This window comes from Stutzerimonas sp. (assembly GCF_982611455.1).
The window spans coordinates 41897-58642 of record NZ_CEXBBO010000032.1; the positions used below are offsets into that span (position 1 = coordinate 41897).

13 protein-coding genes are annotated in these 16746 nt (G+C 60.8%); 7 read left to right on the forward strand and 6 right to left on the reverse strand.

Annotated elements, in window-relative coordinates; all coding sequences use genetic code 11:
* Positions 1-40: 40 nt before the first annotated feature.
* From AC2LD7_RS17420 to AC2LD7_RS17435, 4 genes are all read right to left on the reverse strand, one after another.
* Positions 41-1138 carry a polyamine ABC transporter substrate-binding protein gene (locus tag AC2LD7_RS17420; RefSeq protein ID WP_484598988.1) on the reverse strand — a complete coding sequence of 366 codons (1098 nt, stop codon included), beginning with the start codon at positions 1136-1138 and terminating at the stop codon, positions 41-43.
* Between the two features lie 258 nt (positions 1139-1396).
* Positions 1397-2755, reverse strand: a complete 1359-nt coding sequence (locus tag AC2LD7_RS17425; RefSeq protein ID WP_484598989.1) for an aspartate aminotransferase family protein — start codon at positions 2753-2755, stop codon at positions 1397-1399.
* Positions 2756-2929: 174 nt separating this feature from the next.
* A complete protein-coding gene (locus tag AC2LD7_RS17430; protein WP_484598990.1) occupies positions 2930-4285 on the reverse strand; it encodes a glutamine synthetase family protein in 1356 nt (451 codons plus the stop codon).
* Between the two features lie 38 nt (positions 4286-4323).
* On the reverse strand, positions 4324-5070 hold the full coding sequence (locus AC2LD7_RS17435; RefSeq protein WP_484598991.1) for a gamma-glutamyl-gamma-aminobutyrate hydrolase family protein: 747 nt from the start codon (positions 5068-5070) through the stop codon (positions 4324-4326).
* Positions 5071-5320: 250 nt separating this feature from the next.
* Between AC2LD7_RS17435 and AC2LD7_RS17440 the strand changes: the two genes are divergently transcribed.
* The 3 genes from AC2LD7_RS17440 (at position 5321) to aguA (ending at position 9098) form a co-directional block, all read left to right on the forward strand.
* A complete protein-coding gene (locus AC2LD7_RS17440; protein ID WP_484598992.1) occupies positions 5321-6697 on the forward strand; it encodes a glutamine synthetase family protein in 1377 nt (458 codons plus the stop codon).
* A 294-nt stretch (positions 6698-6991) separates the two neighbouring features.
* Positions 6992-7870, forward strand: coding sequence for an N-carbamoylputrescine amidase (gene aguB / locus AC2LD7_RS17445; protein ID WP_484598993.1), 879 nt, complete (start codon positions 6992-6994; stop codon positions 7868-7870).
* A 112-nt stretch (positions 7871-7982) separates the two neighbouring features.
* Positions 7983-9098 carry an agmatine deiminase gene (gene aguA / locus AC2LD7_RS17450; protein ID WP_484598994.1) on the forward strand — a complete coding sequence of 372 codons (1116 nt, stop codon included), beginning with the start codon at positions 7983-7985 and terminating at the stop codon, positions 9096-9098.
* Between the two features lie 73 nt (positions 9099-9171).
* Here aguA and AC2LD7_RS17455 read toward each other — a convergent pair whose 3' ends face one another.
* The gene (locus tag AC2LD7_RS17455; RefSeq protein WP_484598995.1) at positions 9172-10170 is read right to left on the reverse strand and encodes a GGDEF domain-containing protein; all 999 of its coding nucleotides are present in this window, start codon (positions 10168-10170) and stop codon (positions 9172-9174) included.
* Positions 10171-10311: 141 nt separating this feature from the next.
* On the reverse strand, positions 10312-11502 hold the full coding sequence (gene desA / locus AC2LD7_RS17460) for a delta-9 fatty acid desaturase DesA (protein ID WP_484598996.1): 1191 nt from the start codon (positions 11500-11502) through the stop codon (positions 10312-10314).
* 338 nt (positions 11503-11840) lie between these two features.
* Between desA and AC2LD7_RS17465 the strand changes: the two genes are divergently transcribed.
* From AC2LD7_RS17465 to AC2LD7_RS17480, 4 genes are read left to right on the forward strand one after another with little or no spacing between them, the layout of a single operon-like run.
* A complete protein-coding gene (locus tag AC2LD7_RS17465) occupies positions 11841-12227 on the forward strand; it encodes a response regulator (RefSeq protein ID WP_484598997.1) in 387 nt (128 codons plus the stop codon).
* A gap of 44 nt (positions 12228-12271) precedes the next feature.
* Positions 12272-14680, forward strand: coding sequence for a PAS domain S-box protein (locus AC2LD7_RS17470; protein WP_484598998.1), 2409 nt, complete (start codon positions 12272-12274; stop codon positions 14678-14680).
* Positions 14677-15063, forward strand: a complete 387-nt coding sequence (locus AC2LD7_RS17475) for a response regulator (protein ID WP_484598999.1) — start codon at positions 14677-14679, stop codon at positions 15061-15063. Before AC2LD7_RS17470 ends, AC2LD7_RS17475 begins: the two co-directional genes overlap by 4 nt.
* The gene (locus AC2LD7_RS17480) at positions 15056-16693 is read left to right on the forward strand and encodes a diguanylate cyclase (RefSeq protein WP_484599000.1); all 1638 of its coding nucleotides are present in this window, start codon (positions 15056-15058) and stop codon (positions 16691-16693) included. Before AC2LD7_RS17475 ends, AC2LD7_RS17480 begins: the two co-directional genes overlap by 8 nt.
* Positions 16694-16746 lie beyond the last annotated feature (53 nt).

The following is a 16746-nucleotide window of genomic DNA, read 5'->3' on the forward strand; positions in this document are numbered from 1 at the left end:
ACTCGCACAGGCCCAAAGGCCTGGCGAGACGGTTTGAGCATCAACGGCCCGACTTGATCTTGGTCCAACTGCGGGTCATGGTCCGCTGGGTTTTGGGGTCCAGGTCCGGGAAGGTGTAGAGCTTTTGCAGCACGGCCTGGCTCGGATAGATGCCTGGGTCGGTGCGGATCGCTTCATCCACCAGCGGGGTGGCCGCCGCGTTGCCATTGGGGAATTGCACGTAGTCGGTAATGGATGCCATCACCTCGGGCTTCATCAGGTAGTTAAGAAATACGTGCGCACTGTCGACATTCTTCGCATCGGCCGGTACGGCCAGCATGTCGAAGAAAGTGCCTGCGCCTTCCTTGGGAATGTTGTATTTGACGGTGACCTGGTTGCCCGCTTCCTCGGCGCGCGCCTTGGCCTGGTAGATATCGCCCGAATAGCCGATGGCGACGCAGACGTTGCCGTTGGCCAGGTCCGAGATGTATTTGGAGGAATGGAAATAAGCGACGTTCGGACGGATCTGCATGAACAGATCTTCGGCCTTCTTCAGCTCGTCCGACTTGGTGGTGTCGGGCTTATAACCGAGATAGTGCAGCGCAGCCGGAAGAATTTCAGTCGGCGAATCGAGGAAGGACACGCCGCACGCCTTCAGCTTTTCCATATTTTCGGGCTTGAACACCAGATCCCAGGAATCGACCGGCGCGTCTTCACCCAAGACTGCCTTGACCTTCTCCGGGTTGTAGCCGATGCCGATGGTGCCCCACATGTAGGGCACGGCGTACTGGTTGCCCGGATCGCTCGGCTGCAACGCCTTGAGCAGGTCCTTGTCGAGATTTTCCCAGTTCGGCAGCTTGCTCTTGTCGAGCTTCTGGAACACACCGGCCTTGATCTGCTTGGCCAGGAAAGGGTTCGACGGAACTACCACGTCATAACCGGAGCTGCCGGCGAGCAATTTGGCTTCCAGCACTTCGTTACTGTCGAAGACGTCGTAGACCACCTTGATGCCGGTTTCCTTGGTGAAGTTTTCCAAGGTGTCTTCGGCGATATAGTCGGACCAGTTGTAAACGTGCAGTACTTTGTCTTCGGCCTGCGCAGCGCCGGCGACCGCGCCAGCCAGCGTCATCGCAAGTAAGGTCTTGGCAAAGGGTTTCATCCGTGCAGCTCCTGTTGTCATCGTTTATGTCGGGGCTAGGGACAGGTCACGCTGAGATGGCGATCGCCATCCCACCGCGCCTGGGCAGCTAAGTGGCTGTGCCGGCATCGACACACCCCTCGGTAAGTCAGGCCAAAGCACGCGCGCAGTCTGGCAAGGTCGATGGCTGTTTTTCAACAACCCGAACGAGCTTCGCACGCACGTTCGTAACATTAGTACATACCGCCCGGAGAGCGCCGCGACCAACACCCTCGCGGGTCAAGCCAAAGCGTCCTTGGCGGTTGCATCCAGGCATTGCCGAACCTTGCCGATCAGCTCGTCGATCTGCTCTTCGTTTATCACCAACGGCGGTGAAATGATCATGGTGTCGCCCACCGCCCTCATCACTAACCCGTTGCGGAAACAGTGCTCGCGACAGAGCATGCCAACGCCCGGATCGGCGAAGCGCTCGCGGGTTTTCTTGTTCTTCACCAATTCCAGCGCGCCGAGCATGCCCACGCCGCGTGCCTCACCCACCAATGGGTGCTCGCCCAGCTCTCGCCAGCGGGATTGCAAATAGGGTGCCGTCTTCGTCTTGACCCGCTCGACCACCTTTTCCTCGCGCAGGATGCGAATATTCTCCAGCGCCACGGCCGCCGCCACCGGATGCCCTGAGTAGGTGAAGCCGTGATAGAACTCGCCGCCTTCGTTGAGTGTGTGCACCACTTCGTCGCGCACCACCACGCCGCCCATGGGTAAATAACCGGAGGTCAGGCCTTTGGCGATGGGCATCAGATCCGGCGCGTTGCCGTAATAGTCGCTGCCGAACCATTCACCGGTACGGCCAAAGCCGCAGATGACTTCGTCGGCGATAAAAAGGATGTCGTAGCGGGCGAGGATCTCGCGAATCTTCGGCCAGTAACTGTCCGGCGGAATGATCACGCCGCCCGCGCCCTGGATCGGTTCGGCGATGAAGGCGGCCACCTTGTCTTCGCCGACTTCGAGAATCTTGCGCTCCAGCTGCTCGGCTACGCGCACGCCGAACTCCTCCGGCTCGAAATTTCCGCCTTCGCCGAACCAGTAGGGCTGGTCGATGTGCTCGATGCCAGGAATGGGGCCGTCGCTCTGCTCGTGCATGGCTTTCATACCGCCCAGGCTGGCACCGGCGATGGTCGAGCCGTGGTAACCGTTCCAGCGGCCAATCACGACCTTCTTCGAAGGCTGGCCCTTGATTGCCCAGTAATGGCGCACCATGCGCAGCACGGTGTCGTTGGCTTCCGATCCCGAGCCCGTGAAGAAGACATGGTTCATGCCGTCCGGTGCGATCTCGGCGATGGCTTTAGCCAGTGCCAGGGCCGGGGGATGCGCAGTCTGGAAGAACAGGTTGTAGTACGGCAGTTCACGCATTTGCCGAGTCGCCGCTTCGACCAGCTCTTCGCGCCCATAGCCAAGGTTGACGCACCAGAGCCCGGCCATCGCGTCGAGGATTTTATGTCCCTCGCTATCCCACAGATAGACGCCCTCGCCGCGGGTGATGATGCGCGTGCCCTTGGCGTTCAGCGCCTTGAAGTCAGTGAACGGCGGCAGATGATGGTCGCGGCTCAGGGCTTGCCAATGCAGGGTTTGCGAATCGCTCATCAGTCACCTCGTTTTGAATGGTTTTATGGTGCCCGCCGTTGCAAACACCCCTCACCCCAACCCTCTCCCCAAAGGGGAGAGGGAGCTTGCTAAGGCGTGCCTTCCAGCTTCCAGCTTCCTGCTCTGCTTCCAGCCTGTAGCCTGTAGCCTGTAGCGCTTTTTCGGCCTTTCCGCCTACACCGACAACATCAGAAATTCGCGCTCCCACGAGCTGATCACCCGATGGTAGTTCTCCTGTTCGGCACGCTTGACCGCGACATAGCCGGTGATGAATTTCGGGCTCAGATACTTCTCCAGCTCCCGGCAATTCTCCATGCGCTCCAGCGCTGCTTCGAGCGTCAACGGTAGGCGGAGGTTGCGTCGTTCATAGCCACGACCCTTGACCGGCTGGCTTGGCGTCAGCTCTTCGATCATGCCGATATAGCCGCATAGCAGGCTCGCAGCGATAGCCAGATAGGGATTGGCATCGGCGCCTGGCAGCCGGTTCTCGACGCGACGGTTCTGCGGGTCGGAGTCCGGCACACGCAGGCCCACGGTACGGTTCTCTTCGCCCCACTCGACGTTCACCGGAGCCGAGGTATCCGGCAGGAATCGGCGGAAGGAGTTCACGTTCGGCGCAAACAGCGGCAGCAGCTCGGGGATGTATTTCTGCAGGCCACCGACGTGGTGCAGGAACAGCTGGCTCATGGTGCCGTCTGGGTTGGAAAAAATGTTGCGCCCGGTTTCGTCGATCACGCTCTGGTGCAGGTGCATGGCGCTGCCCGGCTCTCCCGTCATGGGCTTAGCCATGAAGGTGGCGGCGACGTTGTGCTTGAGTGCAGCCTCACGCATGGTCCGCTTGAACACCAGAATCTGATCGGCCAGATGCAGCGCCTCGCCGTGACGGAAGTTGATTTCCATCTGCGCGGTGCCTTCTTCGTGGATCAACGTATCCAGATCGAGCCCCTGCGCCTCGCACCAGTCGTACATGTCCTCGAACAGCGGATCGAACTCGTTGGCCGCGTCGATGGAAAACGACTGCCGCCCGGTTTCCTGACGGCCCGAACGGCCAATCGGCGGCTGGAACGGCAGGTCCGGGTCTTCGCAGCGCTTGGTCAGGTAGAACTCCATCTCCGGCGCGACGATGGGCTGCCAACCCTTGTCGGCATACATCTTCAGCACACGTTTGAGTATGTTGCGCGGCGAAATCTCGATGGGGTTGCCCATCTTGTCGTAGGTGTCGTGAATCACCTGGGCGGTGGGCTCGATCGCCCAAGGCACGAGAAACACCGCATCGGGATCGGGCCGGCAGAACATGTCGATGTCCGCCGGGTCGAGCAGCTCGTAGTAAATGTCATCCTCGACGTAGTCGCCGGTAACCGTCTGCAACAGCACGCTCTCAGGAAGGCGCATGCCCTTCTCGTCGAGGAACTTGTTGGTAGGAGAAATTTTGCCGCGGGCGATGCCGGTCAGGTCGCTGATCAGGCATTCCACCTCGGTGATCTTGCGTTCTTTCAGCCAGCCGGTGAGCTGGTCGAGCTTGCTGGACATATCGACCTCGGGATTATTGAGACGAGCACCGTGCCGGCTTAGCGCCGCTCGGCGCGTTCCTGGCAAGCTTGGGCAAAGCCCTGAAACAGCGCCAGGTAATGCGGGTATTCATGCACCTTCCACTCTGGATGCCACTGCACGCCAAGCGCGAAGGTGCGCGCGGCCTCGACGGAAAAGGCTTCGATCAGCCCGTCCGGGGCCAGCGCCTCGATGCGCAGCCCGTTACCGAGCCGTTCGACACCTTGGCCGTGCACCGAATTCACCTCGATCTGCGCCGGCAACCCGAGGCGTTCTAGTAACCCGCCAGGCTGTATATGTAGCGGATGGCTGAGACCGTACTGCACATCCAGCGGATCGTCGGCGCGCTCGCGATGATCCGCATAAGGACCAACCTCGTGCACGTTCTGATGCAGGCTGCCGCCGAAGGCCACGTTCATTTCCTGGAAGCCGCGACAGACACCGAATACCGGAATGCCGGCTTCCACCGCCGCACGAATCAGTGGCAGCGTCAGGCGGTCACGCGAAGGATCATGCGGCGTGCCCTCGGCGCTGGCCGGTCCGCCGTAATGATGAGGTTCAACATTGGAGGGCGAGCCAGTAAAGAGCAGGCCGTCTACGCTATCTAGAAGAGCAGCGGGGTCGATCAGATCACCGAGCGCTGGAATGACCAGCGGTATACCTGCGACTGCCGCCGCTCGCAGGTACTTATCGCCGGCAATGTGAAAGTTGTGGTGGCCGATCTGCCTGGTACAGGCGGAAACGCCGATCAATGGCACGCGAGGCATGGGATACTCGTCTTTCCGGATGGGGCTCGTCGGAGATTAGTCTTGTTCGTTTTTATAGACAATAGCCGACGAAATCTTGAACGCAAAGTCGCGGTCGCTCATCTTGGTAACGGCCTCGAATGCCCCAAAAGTGCCCAAAGCGGGCCTTCGTGGCGCTTTTTAAGCGCTATTGACACCGACAAAGGTTTTCGATTGACTCCAAGGCAAGCTGTCTGATGATTGAAATTTTTAACAATTAAGGTGCTTCATCATGCTCCCGCAGCCGCGTGCCGTTCAGCTCAACGAAGCGAACGCATTTCTCAAGGAACACCCGGAGGTCCAGTACGTCGACCTACTGATCGCAGACATGAACGGTGTCGTTCGTGGCAAGCGCATCGAACGCGCCAGTCTGCATAAGGTTTATGAAAAGGGTATCAATCTGCCCGCCTCGTTGTTCGCCCTCGATATCAACGGCATCACCGTGGAAAGCACCGGGCTGGGCATGGACATCGGTGACTCGGACCGGACCTGCTTCCCCATTCCCAACACCCTGAGCAACGAACCCTGGCAGAAGCGCCCCACCGCGCAGTTGCTGATGACCATGCATGAGCGCGACGGCTCGCCGTTCTTCGCCGATCCGCGCGAAGTGCTGCGCCAGGTGGTGAGCAAGTTCGACGAGCTGGATCTGACCATCTGCGCCGCGTTCGAACTGGAGTTCTACCTGATCGACCAGGAGAACGTGAACGGCCGGCCTCAACCGCCGCGCTCACCGATCTCTGGCAAACGCCCGCATTCCACCCAGGTCTATCTGATCGATGACCTCGACGAATATGTCGACTGTCTGCAGGACGTCCTCGAGGGCGCCAAGGAACAGGGCATTCCCGCCGATGCCATCGTCAAGGAAAGCGCCCCGGCGCAGTTCGAGGTCAACCTCCATCACGTCGCCGATCCGATCAAAGCGTGCGACTACGCGGTGCTGCTCAAGCGCCTGATCAAGAACATCGCCTACGACCATGAGATGGATACCACCTTCATGGCCAAGCCCTATCCAGGCCAGGCCGGCAACGGGCTGCACGTGCACATTTCGCTGCTCGACAAGAATGGCAACAATATCTTCGCCACCGACAAACCGCTGGAAAGCGAAACGCTGCGTCATGCCATCGGCGGGATCCAGCAGACAATGGCCGCATCGATGGCCTTCCTCTGCCCCAACGTGAACTCTTATCGCCGTTTCGGCGCGCAATTCTATGTGCCCAACGCGCCGTGTTGGGGCCTGGACAACCGCACCGTAGCGCTGCGAGTGCCGACCGAGAGCTCGGACTCGGTGCGCATCGAACACCGCGTGGCCGGCGCCGACGCTAACCCCTATCTGCTGCTGGCCAGCGTGCTGGCCGGTATCCACCACGGCCTGACCAACAAGATCGCACCGGACGAGCCGATCGAAGGCAACTCCTACGAGCAAGTCGAACAGAGCCTGCCGACCAACCTGCGCGACGCCTTGCGCGAGCTAGATGACAGCGAAATCATGGCGCGCTACATCGACTCCACCTACATCGATATCTTCGTCGCCTGTAAGGAAAGCGAGCTGGCCGAGTTCGAACACTCGATCTCCGACCTCGAATACAACTGGTATCTGCATACGGTTTAACGGCTGGAAAACCGAAAAAAGCGCGGGAGGCGGGACGGTGTGGTGATTGCCTATGTCTTGGGAACGTTGGGCAGCTATGACGCTGAAGGCTGTGAATCGTAGGGTGGGCTTCAGCCCACCAAGTGCGGCAATGGTGGCTGAAGCGGAAAGCCGCCCGACCCCACCCCACGCCCAGCGCAGCTTTTTCGTCCAGCCTTCCTGCCTCCAGCGCTGTCGTCGTCTTTTCCAGGCCTCAGCGAACCCCATCGCGTAAAATCGATCCACTTTTATAAGCCAATCTTTTTCGAGGCCGCCATGTCCCGTATCGTCACCGTCGCCGCCACCCAGATGGCTTGTTCCTGGGATCGCGACGCCAACATCGCCAATGCCGACAAGCTGGTCCGTGAAGCGGCCACCAAGGGTGCACAGATCATCCTGATTCAGGAGCTGTTCGAGACGCCCTACTTCTGCCAGAAGCCGAATCCCGAATACCTGCAACTGGCCACTTCTGTCGAGCAAAATCCGGCCATTCAGCACTTCCAGAAGGTCGCCGCCGAGTTGCAGGTGGTACTGCCGATCAGCTTCTTCGAAGTTGCCGGTCGCGCGCGTTTCAACTCCATCGCCATCATCGATGCCGACGGCAAGATGCTCGGCGTCTACCGCAAAAGCCACATCCCGGACGGTCCCGGCTATCACGAGAAGTATTACTTCAACCCCGGCGACACCGGCTTCAAGGTCTGGAATACCCGCTATGCCAAAATCGGTGTGGCGATCTGCTGGGACCAGTGGTTCCCTGAAACCGCCCGCAGCATGGCGCTGATGGGTGCCGAGCTGCTGTTCTACCCGACCGCGATCGGCAGCGAGCCGCATGACCCGAACATCACCTCGCGCGACCACTGGCAACGCGTCCAACAAGGTCACGCCGGCGCCAACCTGATGCCGCTGATCGCCAGCAATCGCATCGGCACCGAAGAGCAGGACGGCTACGACATCACCTTTTATGGATCTTCGTTCATCGCCGACCAGTTTGGCGCCAAGGTCGAAGAAATGGACGAAACCAGCGAAGGCGTGCTGGTGCACGAATTCGACCTGGACAAGCTAGAGCACATCCGCAGCGCCTGGGGCGTGTTCCGCGATCGCCGACCGAACCTGTACAGCCCGATCAAGACGCTGGATGGCTCGCTGGAGTCCTGACCGAGCATTTTTTTGACATATCCATCGTAGGAGTGAGCTTGCTCGCGAGCGGCGCTGAAGGCCGCATGGCGAGCAAGTTCGCTACAGGCAGCGCACTCTACGGAAAATACCGATGACCACTCTCAAAACTACGCCGCGTGCCGACGACTATCACATGCCTGCCGAATGGGCGCCGCACAGCCAAACCTGGATGGTCTGGCCGCAGCGTCCGGACAACTGGCGCGACCAGGGCACGCCGGCACAGGCAGCGTTTACCGCAGTCGCCAAGGCGATTACCCGCTTCGAGCCGGTTACGGTCTGCGCCACCGCCGAGCAATACCAGATGGCACGCGCTCAGCTGGACGATCCGCGCATTCGCGTGGTGGAAATCAGCACCGATGACGCCTGGGTGCGCGACACCGGCCCCACCTTTGTAATCAACGGCAAAGGCGGGCTGCGCGGTGTCGATTGGACCTTCAACGCCTGGGGCGGGCTGGAAGGCGGGCTCTACAGCGAGTGGCAACGCGACGACGCGGTTGCGCAGAAGATCCTCGAAATCGAGCGCTGTGATCGCTACCGCACCGAAGGCTTCGTGCTCGAAGGCGGCTCGATCCATGCCGACGGCGAAGGTACGCTGATCACCACCGAAGAGTGCCTGCTCAACCGCAACCGCAATCCGCATCTATCTCGCGAACAGATCGAAGCGATCCTTGCCGATTACCTGGCGATCGACAAAGTGATCTGGCTGCCGCACGGCCTGTACAACGATGAGACCGACGGTCACGTCGATAACTTCTGTTGCTTCGTGCGTCCCGGCGAAGTGCTGCTGGCCTGGACCGATGATCGCGACAACCCCAACTACCAACGCTGCCAGGCTGCCATGCAGGTGCTTGAGCAGGCACGCGATGCCTGGGATCGCCAGCTAGTCGTGCACAAGATGCCGATCCCAGGCCCCCTGCACGCCACCGAGGAAGAATGCGCCGGCGTGGTCCCGCTGGTCGGCAGCCAGCCACGCGATCCATCGATCCGCCTGGCCGGCAGCTATGTCAATTTCCTGATCGTAAATGGGGGCATCATCGCGCCGTCTTTCGACGATCCGCTGGATATTGAAGCCGAGGCGATTCTCACCAGACTGTTTCCACAGCATCAGGTGGTGATGGTACCCGGCCGGGAAATTCTCCTGGGTGGCGGCAATATCCATTGCATTACCCAGCAGCAACCGATCGCGACATTGACTCACAAAGGTTGAGTGTCTCAGCCAAACGAAAAACCGCGGCGAGCCTCAGGCTACGCCGCGGTTTTTTTGTAGGTGATGGATAGCGTCAGGCGACGATCACCTGATTCTTGCCCAGACGCTTGGCGGTATACATCGCCGCATCGGCGCGCGCAAAAAGCGAGCTGAGATCCGGATCGCTGGCCCTGAGGTAAGTCACGCCGAGGCTGACGGTGACGCCGAAACGATGTCCGTCCGGGCTGGAGAAGACCAGACGCTGGATCTCTCGCTGCAAGCGTTCGGCGATCTGCTCGGCGAGGTCCGGCTGACAGCCTGGTAGCAGCAGCGCGAATTCCTCGCCACCGATGCGTCCGAACAAGTCGCCGCGGCGCAACACGGACGAGCCGCACTGGGCGACGCGCTGCAGTACCTGGTCGCCCATCTGATGACCGTGGGTATCGTTGATCCGCTTGAAATCATCGATGTCCAGCAGCTGGAACGCCAGCGGCGCGGCGTACTGCCGGGCCAGGTCGAATTCGCGCTGGGCGCATTCGAAGAAGTGCCGGCGATTGCTGCTCTGGGTCAGTACATCAATGGTGGCCAGACGTTGCAACTCACCTTCGAGCTGCTTCTTTTCGGTGATGTCTTCGGCAATGCCGACGATGATCGGCCCGTGCGAGCTGTCTGCGTTGCGCGCGATAAAACACTTGTCGCTGAGCCAACGCAGCTGCCCGTCAGCGCGAATGATGCGGTACTCACGCTCCTCGACCGCACCCTTGTCGAGCACGTCTAGCATGCTCTTCTGCGCGTATTCCAGGTCGTCCGGATAGATGCTGTTGCGCCATTCGCCGAAGTCCGACAGCAGCAGCGCGGCGGAGCGGCCGAAAATCTGCTCGTAGGCGGGACTGACGTAAATCATCTGCTGGGCCTGCCAATCGAAGGCCCAAAGCACCGCATTGACCGCGCCCATCAGTGTGCTGAACAGCTGCTCGCGCTCGCTCAGACGATCGGCCTCGGCGCGGGCATGCATCAACGCCAAAAGGGTCTGCGCCTCGGTCGGAGGAAGAATGCCGACCCCCGTGTCGCTTCGCTGCTTCACCAGATTCATACCTGCGTTCCAAAAAGAGCGTCAGGCACCGGCGGAGACCCGCTGAGCAACTGTCGCCATAGCACTAGATTGCAGTTCAGAGAGTGCCGGTTGAGCAAAGTTCCAGACGGCGCGCCAGCCGATGGTCGCGCCGATAAAAGGTCACGCGTGGGCAATGGCTGGCCTGAGCGAGTAGGTTTTCAGGTGATCGGCGAATTCACGTAGCGACTGAATACCACTGGTTTCGGCGTCCTGCACCCACTGTTTGATCGCGGCGAGCATGTCGTGGCCGTTGGCGCTGGTACGCGTCCAGATTTGCTGCAAGGCCAGGCGCTGCTCGTAGATCACCCGCAGCGAGTGGCTCTGCTCGAGTATCACCGCGATGCGTGCCTGTTGCTCATGCTGCAAAAGGCTCGGTTCTCGCGCCAGCAGGCGCTTAGCACGGCGGAACTGGTGGCGTACCGACGCATCGGCGCGCTGTAATTCCAGGCGTACCAGCGGCTTGATCACCAGCTTGCGGTACTGCGCCATGATCTGGAAACGGTTGTTGAGAATCGCCATGGCGCTGTCCATGTCCAGCTGATGCTTGGGCGTGACTCGGTGCGCGATGGGCGCGGTGCGGCTCACCTTCGCCAGCCCGCACAGGCTGAATAGCTTGATCCAGGCCCAGCCCATGTCGAATTCCCACTTGCGTACCGACAGCTTGGCCGAATTCGGATAGGTATGGTGGTTGTTATGCAGCTCTTCGCCGCCGATGAGGATGCCCCACGGCACCAGATTGGTCGCCGCGTCGCGGCACTCGAAGTTGCGATAGCCCACCGCATGGCCCAACCCGTTGACCACTCCGGCGGCCCAGAACGGGATCCAGATCATCTGCACCGCCCAGACGCTCAGACCGATAATGCCGAACAGCGCCAGGTCGAGGCCCAGCATCAGCACGATGCCGAGATTGGGGAAGCGCGAGTAAAGGTTGCGCTCGATCCAGTCGTCCGGGCAGTTCTTGCCGTAGATGCGCAGCGTTTCGGGATTTTTGGATTCTTCCTGATAGAGCTCGGCGCCTTTACGCAGAACGGTCATCAACCCCTTCTGTACCGGGCTGTGCGGATCATCGGGGGTTTCGCATTTGGCGTGGTGCTTGCGGTGAATCGCAGTCCATTCGCGGGTGTTCATTGCCGTGGTCAGCCACAGCCAGAAACGGAAAAAGTGCTTGAGCCCGGCGTTCAGCTCGAGCGAGCGATGTGCCGAATAACGGTGCAGGTAGACGGTGACGGCGACAATGGTCACGTGCGTCATAAGCAAGGTGACCGCAACCACCTGCCAGGCAGAGAGATCGAGAAAACCGGTGTACCACATAGTGCTGCAGCCTCGCAGTGAGAGGAACCATGGTCGGCAGGTGCCGGCCCAACGACATTATCTTCTCACGGCGACGCATTGCCGCACCCGCCCGTCGCACAGCATGGTTTATCGACGGACGCCACGGAACGTCTGACCGGACGGGTGAATGCAGCTGCACCCTTGTCAGGTTGAGAATTATCGCCTGGGACAAAAGTCGAACTTGAACGACAAACGCCGGAGTCTGTCGCGGCATGTGTCGGTGGGGTATTTTCGTCGAACGATGCGTCAGCAGCCGGACAAGCTGGCAAACTGCCCACTTTCGACCGATTGAAAACACCTGTCGATGGAGGCAACGCATGATCGAGCTGAAACGGATTCTGCATGTCGAGGACGATCCGTCCATCCAGGCCGTTGTAAAAGTCGCGCTGGAGGCAATCGGCGGTTATCAGGTGCTGTCTTGCTCGTCCGGCCTACAGGCGCTGGAAGAGGCCGAACGGTTCGACCCGCATTTCATTCTGCTTGATGTGATGATGCCCGGCATGGGCGGTACGGAAACCCTGACCAGGCTCAGCGAGCGGATCGATCTGGCACAGGTGCCGGTGGCGTTCATGACTGCGAAGGTCCAGCCCGGCGAAATCGAGCACCTGCGTGGCCTGGGCGCGCGTGACGTGATCGTCAAGCCGTTCGATCCGATGCGCCTGGCCAGCCAGATCCAGGCAATCTGGGAAGCCAGCCGCCAGTAGGCCGCAGCAACCAGCCCTTCAACCCAGCGAGATAGGCCAGCCAGATGGATTCACCGAAAGCGATGCGGGCATCCTCCCCTCCGCCAACCCGCGAATTGTCCCGACTCGCCGCGCTGCTGCGCTACGAGATCCTCGACACGCCCGATGAGTCCACTTTCAACGATTTTACCCACCTAGCCTCGCATATTTGCGGCACCCCTATCGCACTCATCTCGCTGGTCGATGAGCGTCGCCAATGGTTCAAAAGCCGCGTCGGCCTGGACGTCAACGAAACCCCGCGGGAGATCTCCTTCTGCACCCACGCCATCGAAGGCCAGGGCGTCTTCGAGGTCACCGACACGCAACAGGACCAGCGCTTTCTCGACAATCCGCTGGTGACTGGCGACCCCGGCATCCGCTTCTATGCCGGTGCTCCACTGACTTCGCCGGATGGCTACAACCTCGGCACCCTCTGCGTAATCGACCGCCAGCCACGGCAACTCAGCGACGCGCAGCGCGAGGCGCTGGTGCGTCTGAGCCGGCAAATCATGCGACTCTTCGAAGGACGACTTCAGGCGCACCGCTACGTGGAACAGGCGGCGCTGCACCAGGCCCTGCTCAACAGCGCCGCGAGCGCCATGCTGGTGACCACCGCTGAAGGACTCATCTCAGGCGTCAACCCGACCGCCGAACGCCTGTTCGGCTACTCCGAGCAGATGCTGGTCGGCCATCCACTGACCTCGGCTCTATTCCCTCCAGAAGCCTTGGCCCGGCGCGCCGCCATCCTCAGCAACGAACTGGGCGAGACCATCGAGCCGGGATTCGCCGTGCTCATCGCGCCGCTGCTCGAGGGGCGACGAGAGATGCGTGAGTGGCGCCTGCTGCATCGAAACGGCGACAGCGTGCCGGTCCTGCTGAACGTCTCGGCGATCCACGATGAATACGAGCTGCTCCGTGGTTATATCGTCAGCGCCTATGATCTGGCCCACCAGGAGCATCTGCAGTTGCGTCTGCAGCAGATCGCCGCACAGGTGCCAGGCCTGCTGTTCCAGTTCTGCTGGCGACCCGACGGCAGCAGTTCCTTTCCCTACCTCAGCGAAGGCGTCGAGGATATCTATGGCCTGAGCGCCGCCGAAATGGCACCGAGCATCGGCCCGATCTACACGCGGGTTCATCTGGATGACCGAGAGCACGTGCTGGCAAGTATCAGACACGCCGCTGCCACCCTGACGCCCTGGCATTTCGAGCATCGCATCGACCATCCGCGCAAAGGGATCATCTGGGTCGAAGCGCGTGCGACGCCGATGCGCCAGGCCGATGGCTCCGTGCTCTGGCATGGTCTGGTGACCGACATCACCGAGCGCAAGGCCGAGCAGCTCGAGCTGGACAAGCAGCAGGAAATCAACCGGCGTTTGCTCGAAGCCTTGTCCGAAGCCGTTGTCGCCTGCGACGCCGAAGGCAATCTGACCCTGTTCAACAACACCGCTCGGCTCTGGCACGGCCTCGATGCCCAACAGCTGCCACCGGAACACTGGCCGGCCGTCTACAACCTCTTCCACGCCGACGGCGTGACGCCGATGCCGCTGGAAGAGGTTCCGCTGATGCGTGCCCTTCGCGGCGAGCACATCCGCAACGCTGAGATGACCATCGTGGCTCACGGCACGACACGGCACGTGCTGGCCAACGCCGATCCGATGTACGCCTCCAAGGGCCAGCAGAGCGGCGCTGTGGTGGTGCTGCATGACATCACCGAACGCAAGAGGATCGAGACTCTCCAGCGCGAATTCGTCTCCACCGTCAGTCATGAGCTGCGCACGCCGTTGACCTCCATTACCGCTTCGCTGGGGCTGATCTGCGGACAGGTGATGGGCGAAGTGCCCAAACACTTGCAGGAGCTGCTGGATATCGCCCACCAGAACAGTAAGCGCCTGAGCGCGCTGATCGACGACCTGCTGGACATCGACAAGCTCTACGCCGGCAAGATGCGCTTCGAGCTGGAGAAGCAGCCGCTGCAGCCGCTGCTCGAACAGGCGCTTCGCAGCAATCAGGGCTACGCCGACAGCTACACTGTCAGCATCGAGCTGGGCGCGTGCCCGGCGGTGTTGATCAACGTCGATACGATGCGTTTGGAACAGGTACTGAGCAATCTGCTGTCCAACGCATCTAAATTTTCACCGTCCGGCGAAATCATCGAGCTGTGGGGCGAAGCGGTGGGCGATCGCCGAGTACGCGTAAGCGTTCGCGACAAGGGGCCGGGGATTACCGAGGCGTTCCGCGAACGGATATTCAGCAAGTTCGCCCAGGCGGACTCGTCGGATACTCGCCAACAAGGCGGCACCGGCCTCGGGCTGGCCATCAGCAAGGAGTTGATCGAGCATATGGACGGACAGATCGGTTTCGATTCGACACCGGGCGAAGGTGCCTGTTTCTGGTTCGAGCTGCCTTGCGAGCCCGCCGACGAGCGGCAACCGTGAGACCCCTGCTGCGCATCCTGCATGTCGAGGATGTGCCATCGATCCAGGTGGTGACCCGCATCGCCCTGGAGAAGCTCGGCGGCTTCCATGTGCTCAGCTGCGCTTCTGGCCAGGATGCGCTGAACCAGGTCCAGCAATTCGCTCCGGACATGATCCTGTTAGACGTGATGTTGCCGCAGATGAGCGGCCTGGAGCTGCTGCGTCAGCTCTCGCTGTTGGTCGACCTTCACCAGACGCCCGTGGTACTGCTGACGGGGCAGCAGGAGCCCGCCGATCTCGCCGAACTGAAACGGCTTGGCGTGCGCAGGCTCTTGCAGAAACCCTTCGACCCCCTACAGTTGGCGGCACAGTTGAATGAAATATGGATAGCCGAGCATGACTAGTGGTGACGGCGACGCGTTGCAGCGTCAGTTGCAAGCACTAACCGATAAATTTGCCGAGCGGCTGCAGCAGGAGCTTCCGGAACTCGAGCAAGTCGCCGAGCAACTGCAGCATACCCGTGAGCGCGAGCAGCGCCGAGCGTTGGTGCTCGACATTCGTGAACGGCTGCATCGCCTGGCCGGTACGGCCGGCACCTTCGGTTTCACCGCACTCGGGCAGCAGTCGCGACTGCTCGAACAGCGGACCGATCACTGGCTGGATGCGGCCAAACCCAGCGGCCAGGCGCTCACCGCATTGGTCCAGGCCATCCGCCAACTGGTCGCCGAAGCGCTAACCGGCGCACCTGAAAGAAGGAACCTGGTTGAGCAACCCGACGAACACGAACAATTGCACGCCGGTTGCCGCGTCTATTTGCTTGAGAGCGACTCCGATGCCGGGCAGGAAATGTGTCAAACCCTGAATAATTTCGGCTATGACGTGCTGCAATTTCCGCAAATTGCGTTGCTGCAAACGGCCCTCGACGGGCAACTGCCGGACGCGTTGATCGTCAGTCAACATGATGGTGAGTTAGCGGCGGTGAGCGCGCTTCAGCAGCGGCTGGAGGCACCCTTGCCTCTGCTGGTGATCAGCCACCGCATCGACTTTGACAGCCAGCTGGCCGCTGTTCGTGCCGGTGCGCAGGGTTATTTCACCCGGCCAGTGAATATCACCCAGCTGGAGAACAGTCTCGAGCACTGTCTCAACCGCCAGCTGAGCGAGCCGTACCGAATCCTGATCATCGACGACGATGCCGACCTCGCCGCGCGTTATAGCTTGGTGCTGCGCAACTCACAGATGCTGGTAGAGACCTTGAGCGATCCCAGCGAGCTGTTCGAGGCCATGCACGCATTCAATCCGGAGGTGCTGCTGCTCGACGTGAACATGCCTGAGTGCTCTGGCCCGGAGCTGGCGCAGATGATCCGCCTGAACGACGAGTGGCTGCGGGTGACCATCATCTATCTGTCTGCCGAAACCGACATCAACCGGCAGATGGCCGCCCTGCTCAAGGCCGGCGACGATTTCATCACCAAACCCATCAGCGACAACGCACTGATCGCCGCGGTGTTTTCCCGCGCACAACGTGCACGCTCGCTGAGCACGGCGCTGTCGCGTGACAGCCTCACCGGCTTGCTCAAGCACGCCGACATCAAAGAACAGGTGGCGCTGGAAGTGCAGCGCTCGCTGCGCAACGGCAAGCCAGCGAGCCTGGTGATGATCGATCTCGATCATTTCAAGCAGGTCAATGACCAGTACGGACACGCAGCCGGGGACAACGTGATTCGCTCGCTAGCCAACCTGCTGCGCCAGCGCCTACGTCGCATCGACAGCCTTGGCCGCTACGGCGGCGAGGAGTTCGTGGCGGTATTGCCTGATTGCACCGCCGAGCAGGCCAGGCAGATCTTCGACGAAATCCGACAACGCTTCTCGGCGCTGCGCTTCCATACCGGGTCGCGCAGCTTCAGCGTGTCGCTGAGTGCCGGCATCAGCGAAACCGATGGCCACTCCAAGCCCAGTGATCTACTGGAGCGCGCCGACCAGGCCCTTTATGTCGCCAAGCACGAGGGGCGTAATCAGGTGCAAGTGGCGCAATAGCTGGAAGCTGGAAGCTGGAAGCTGGAAGCTGGAAGCTGGAAGCTGGAAGCTGG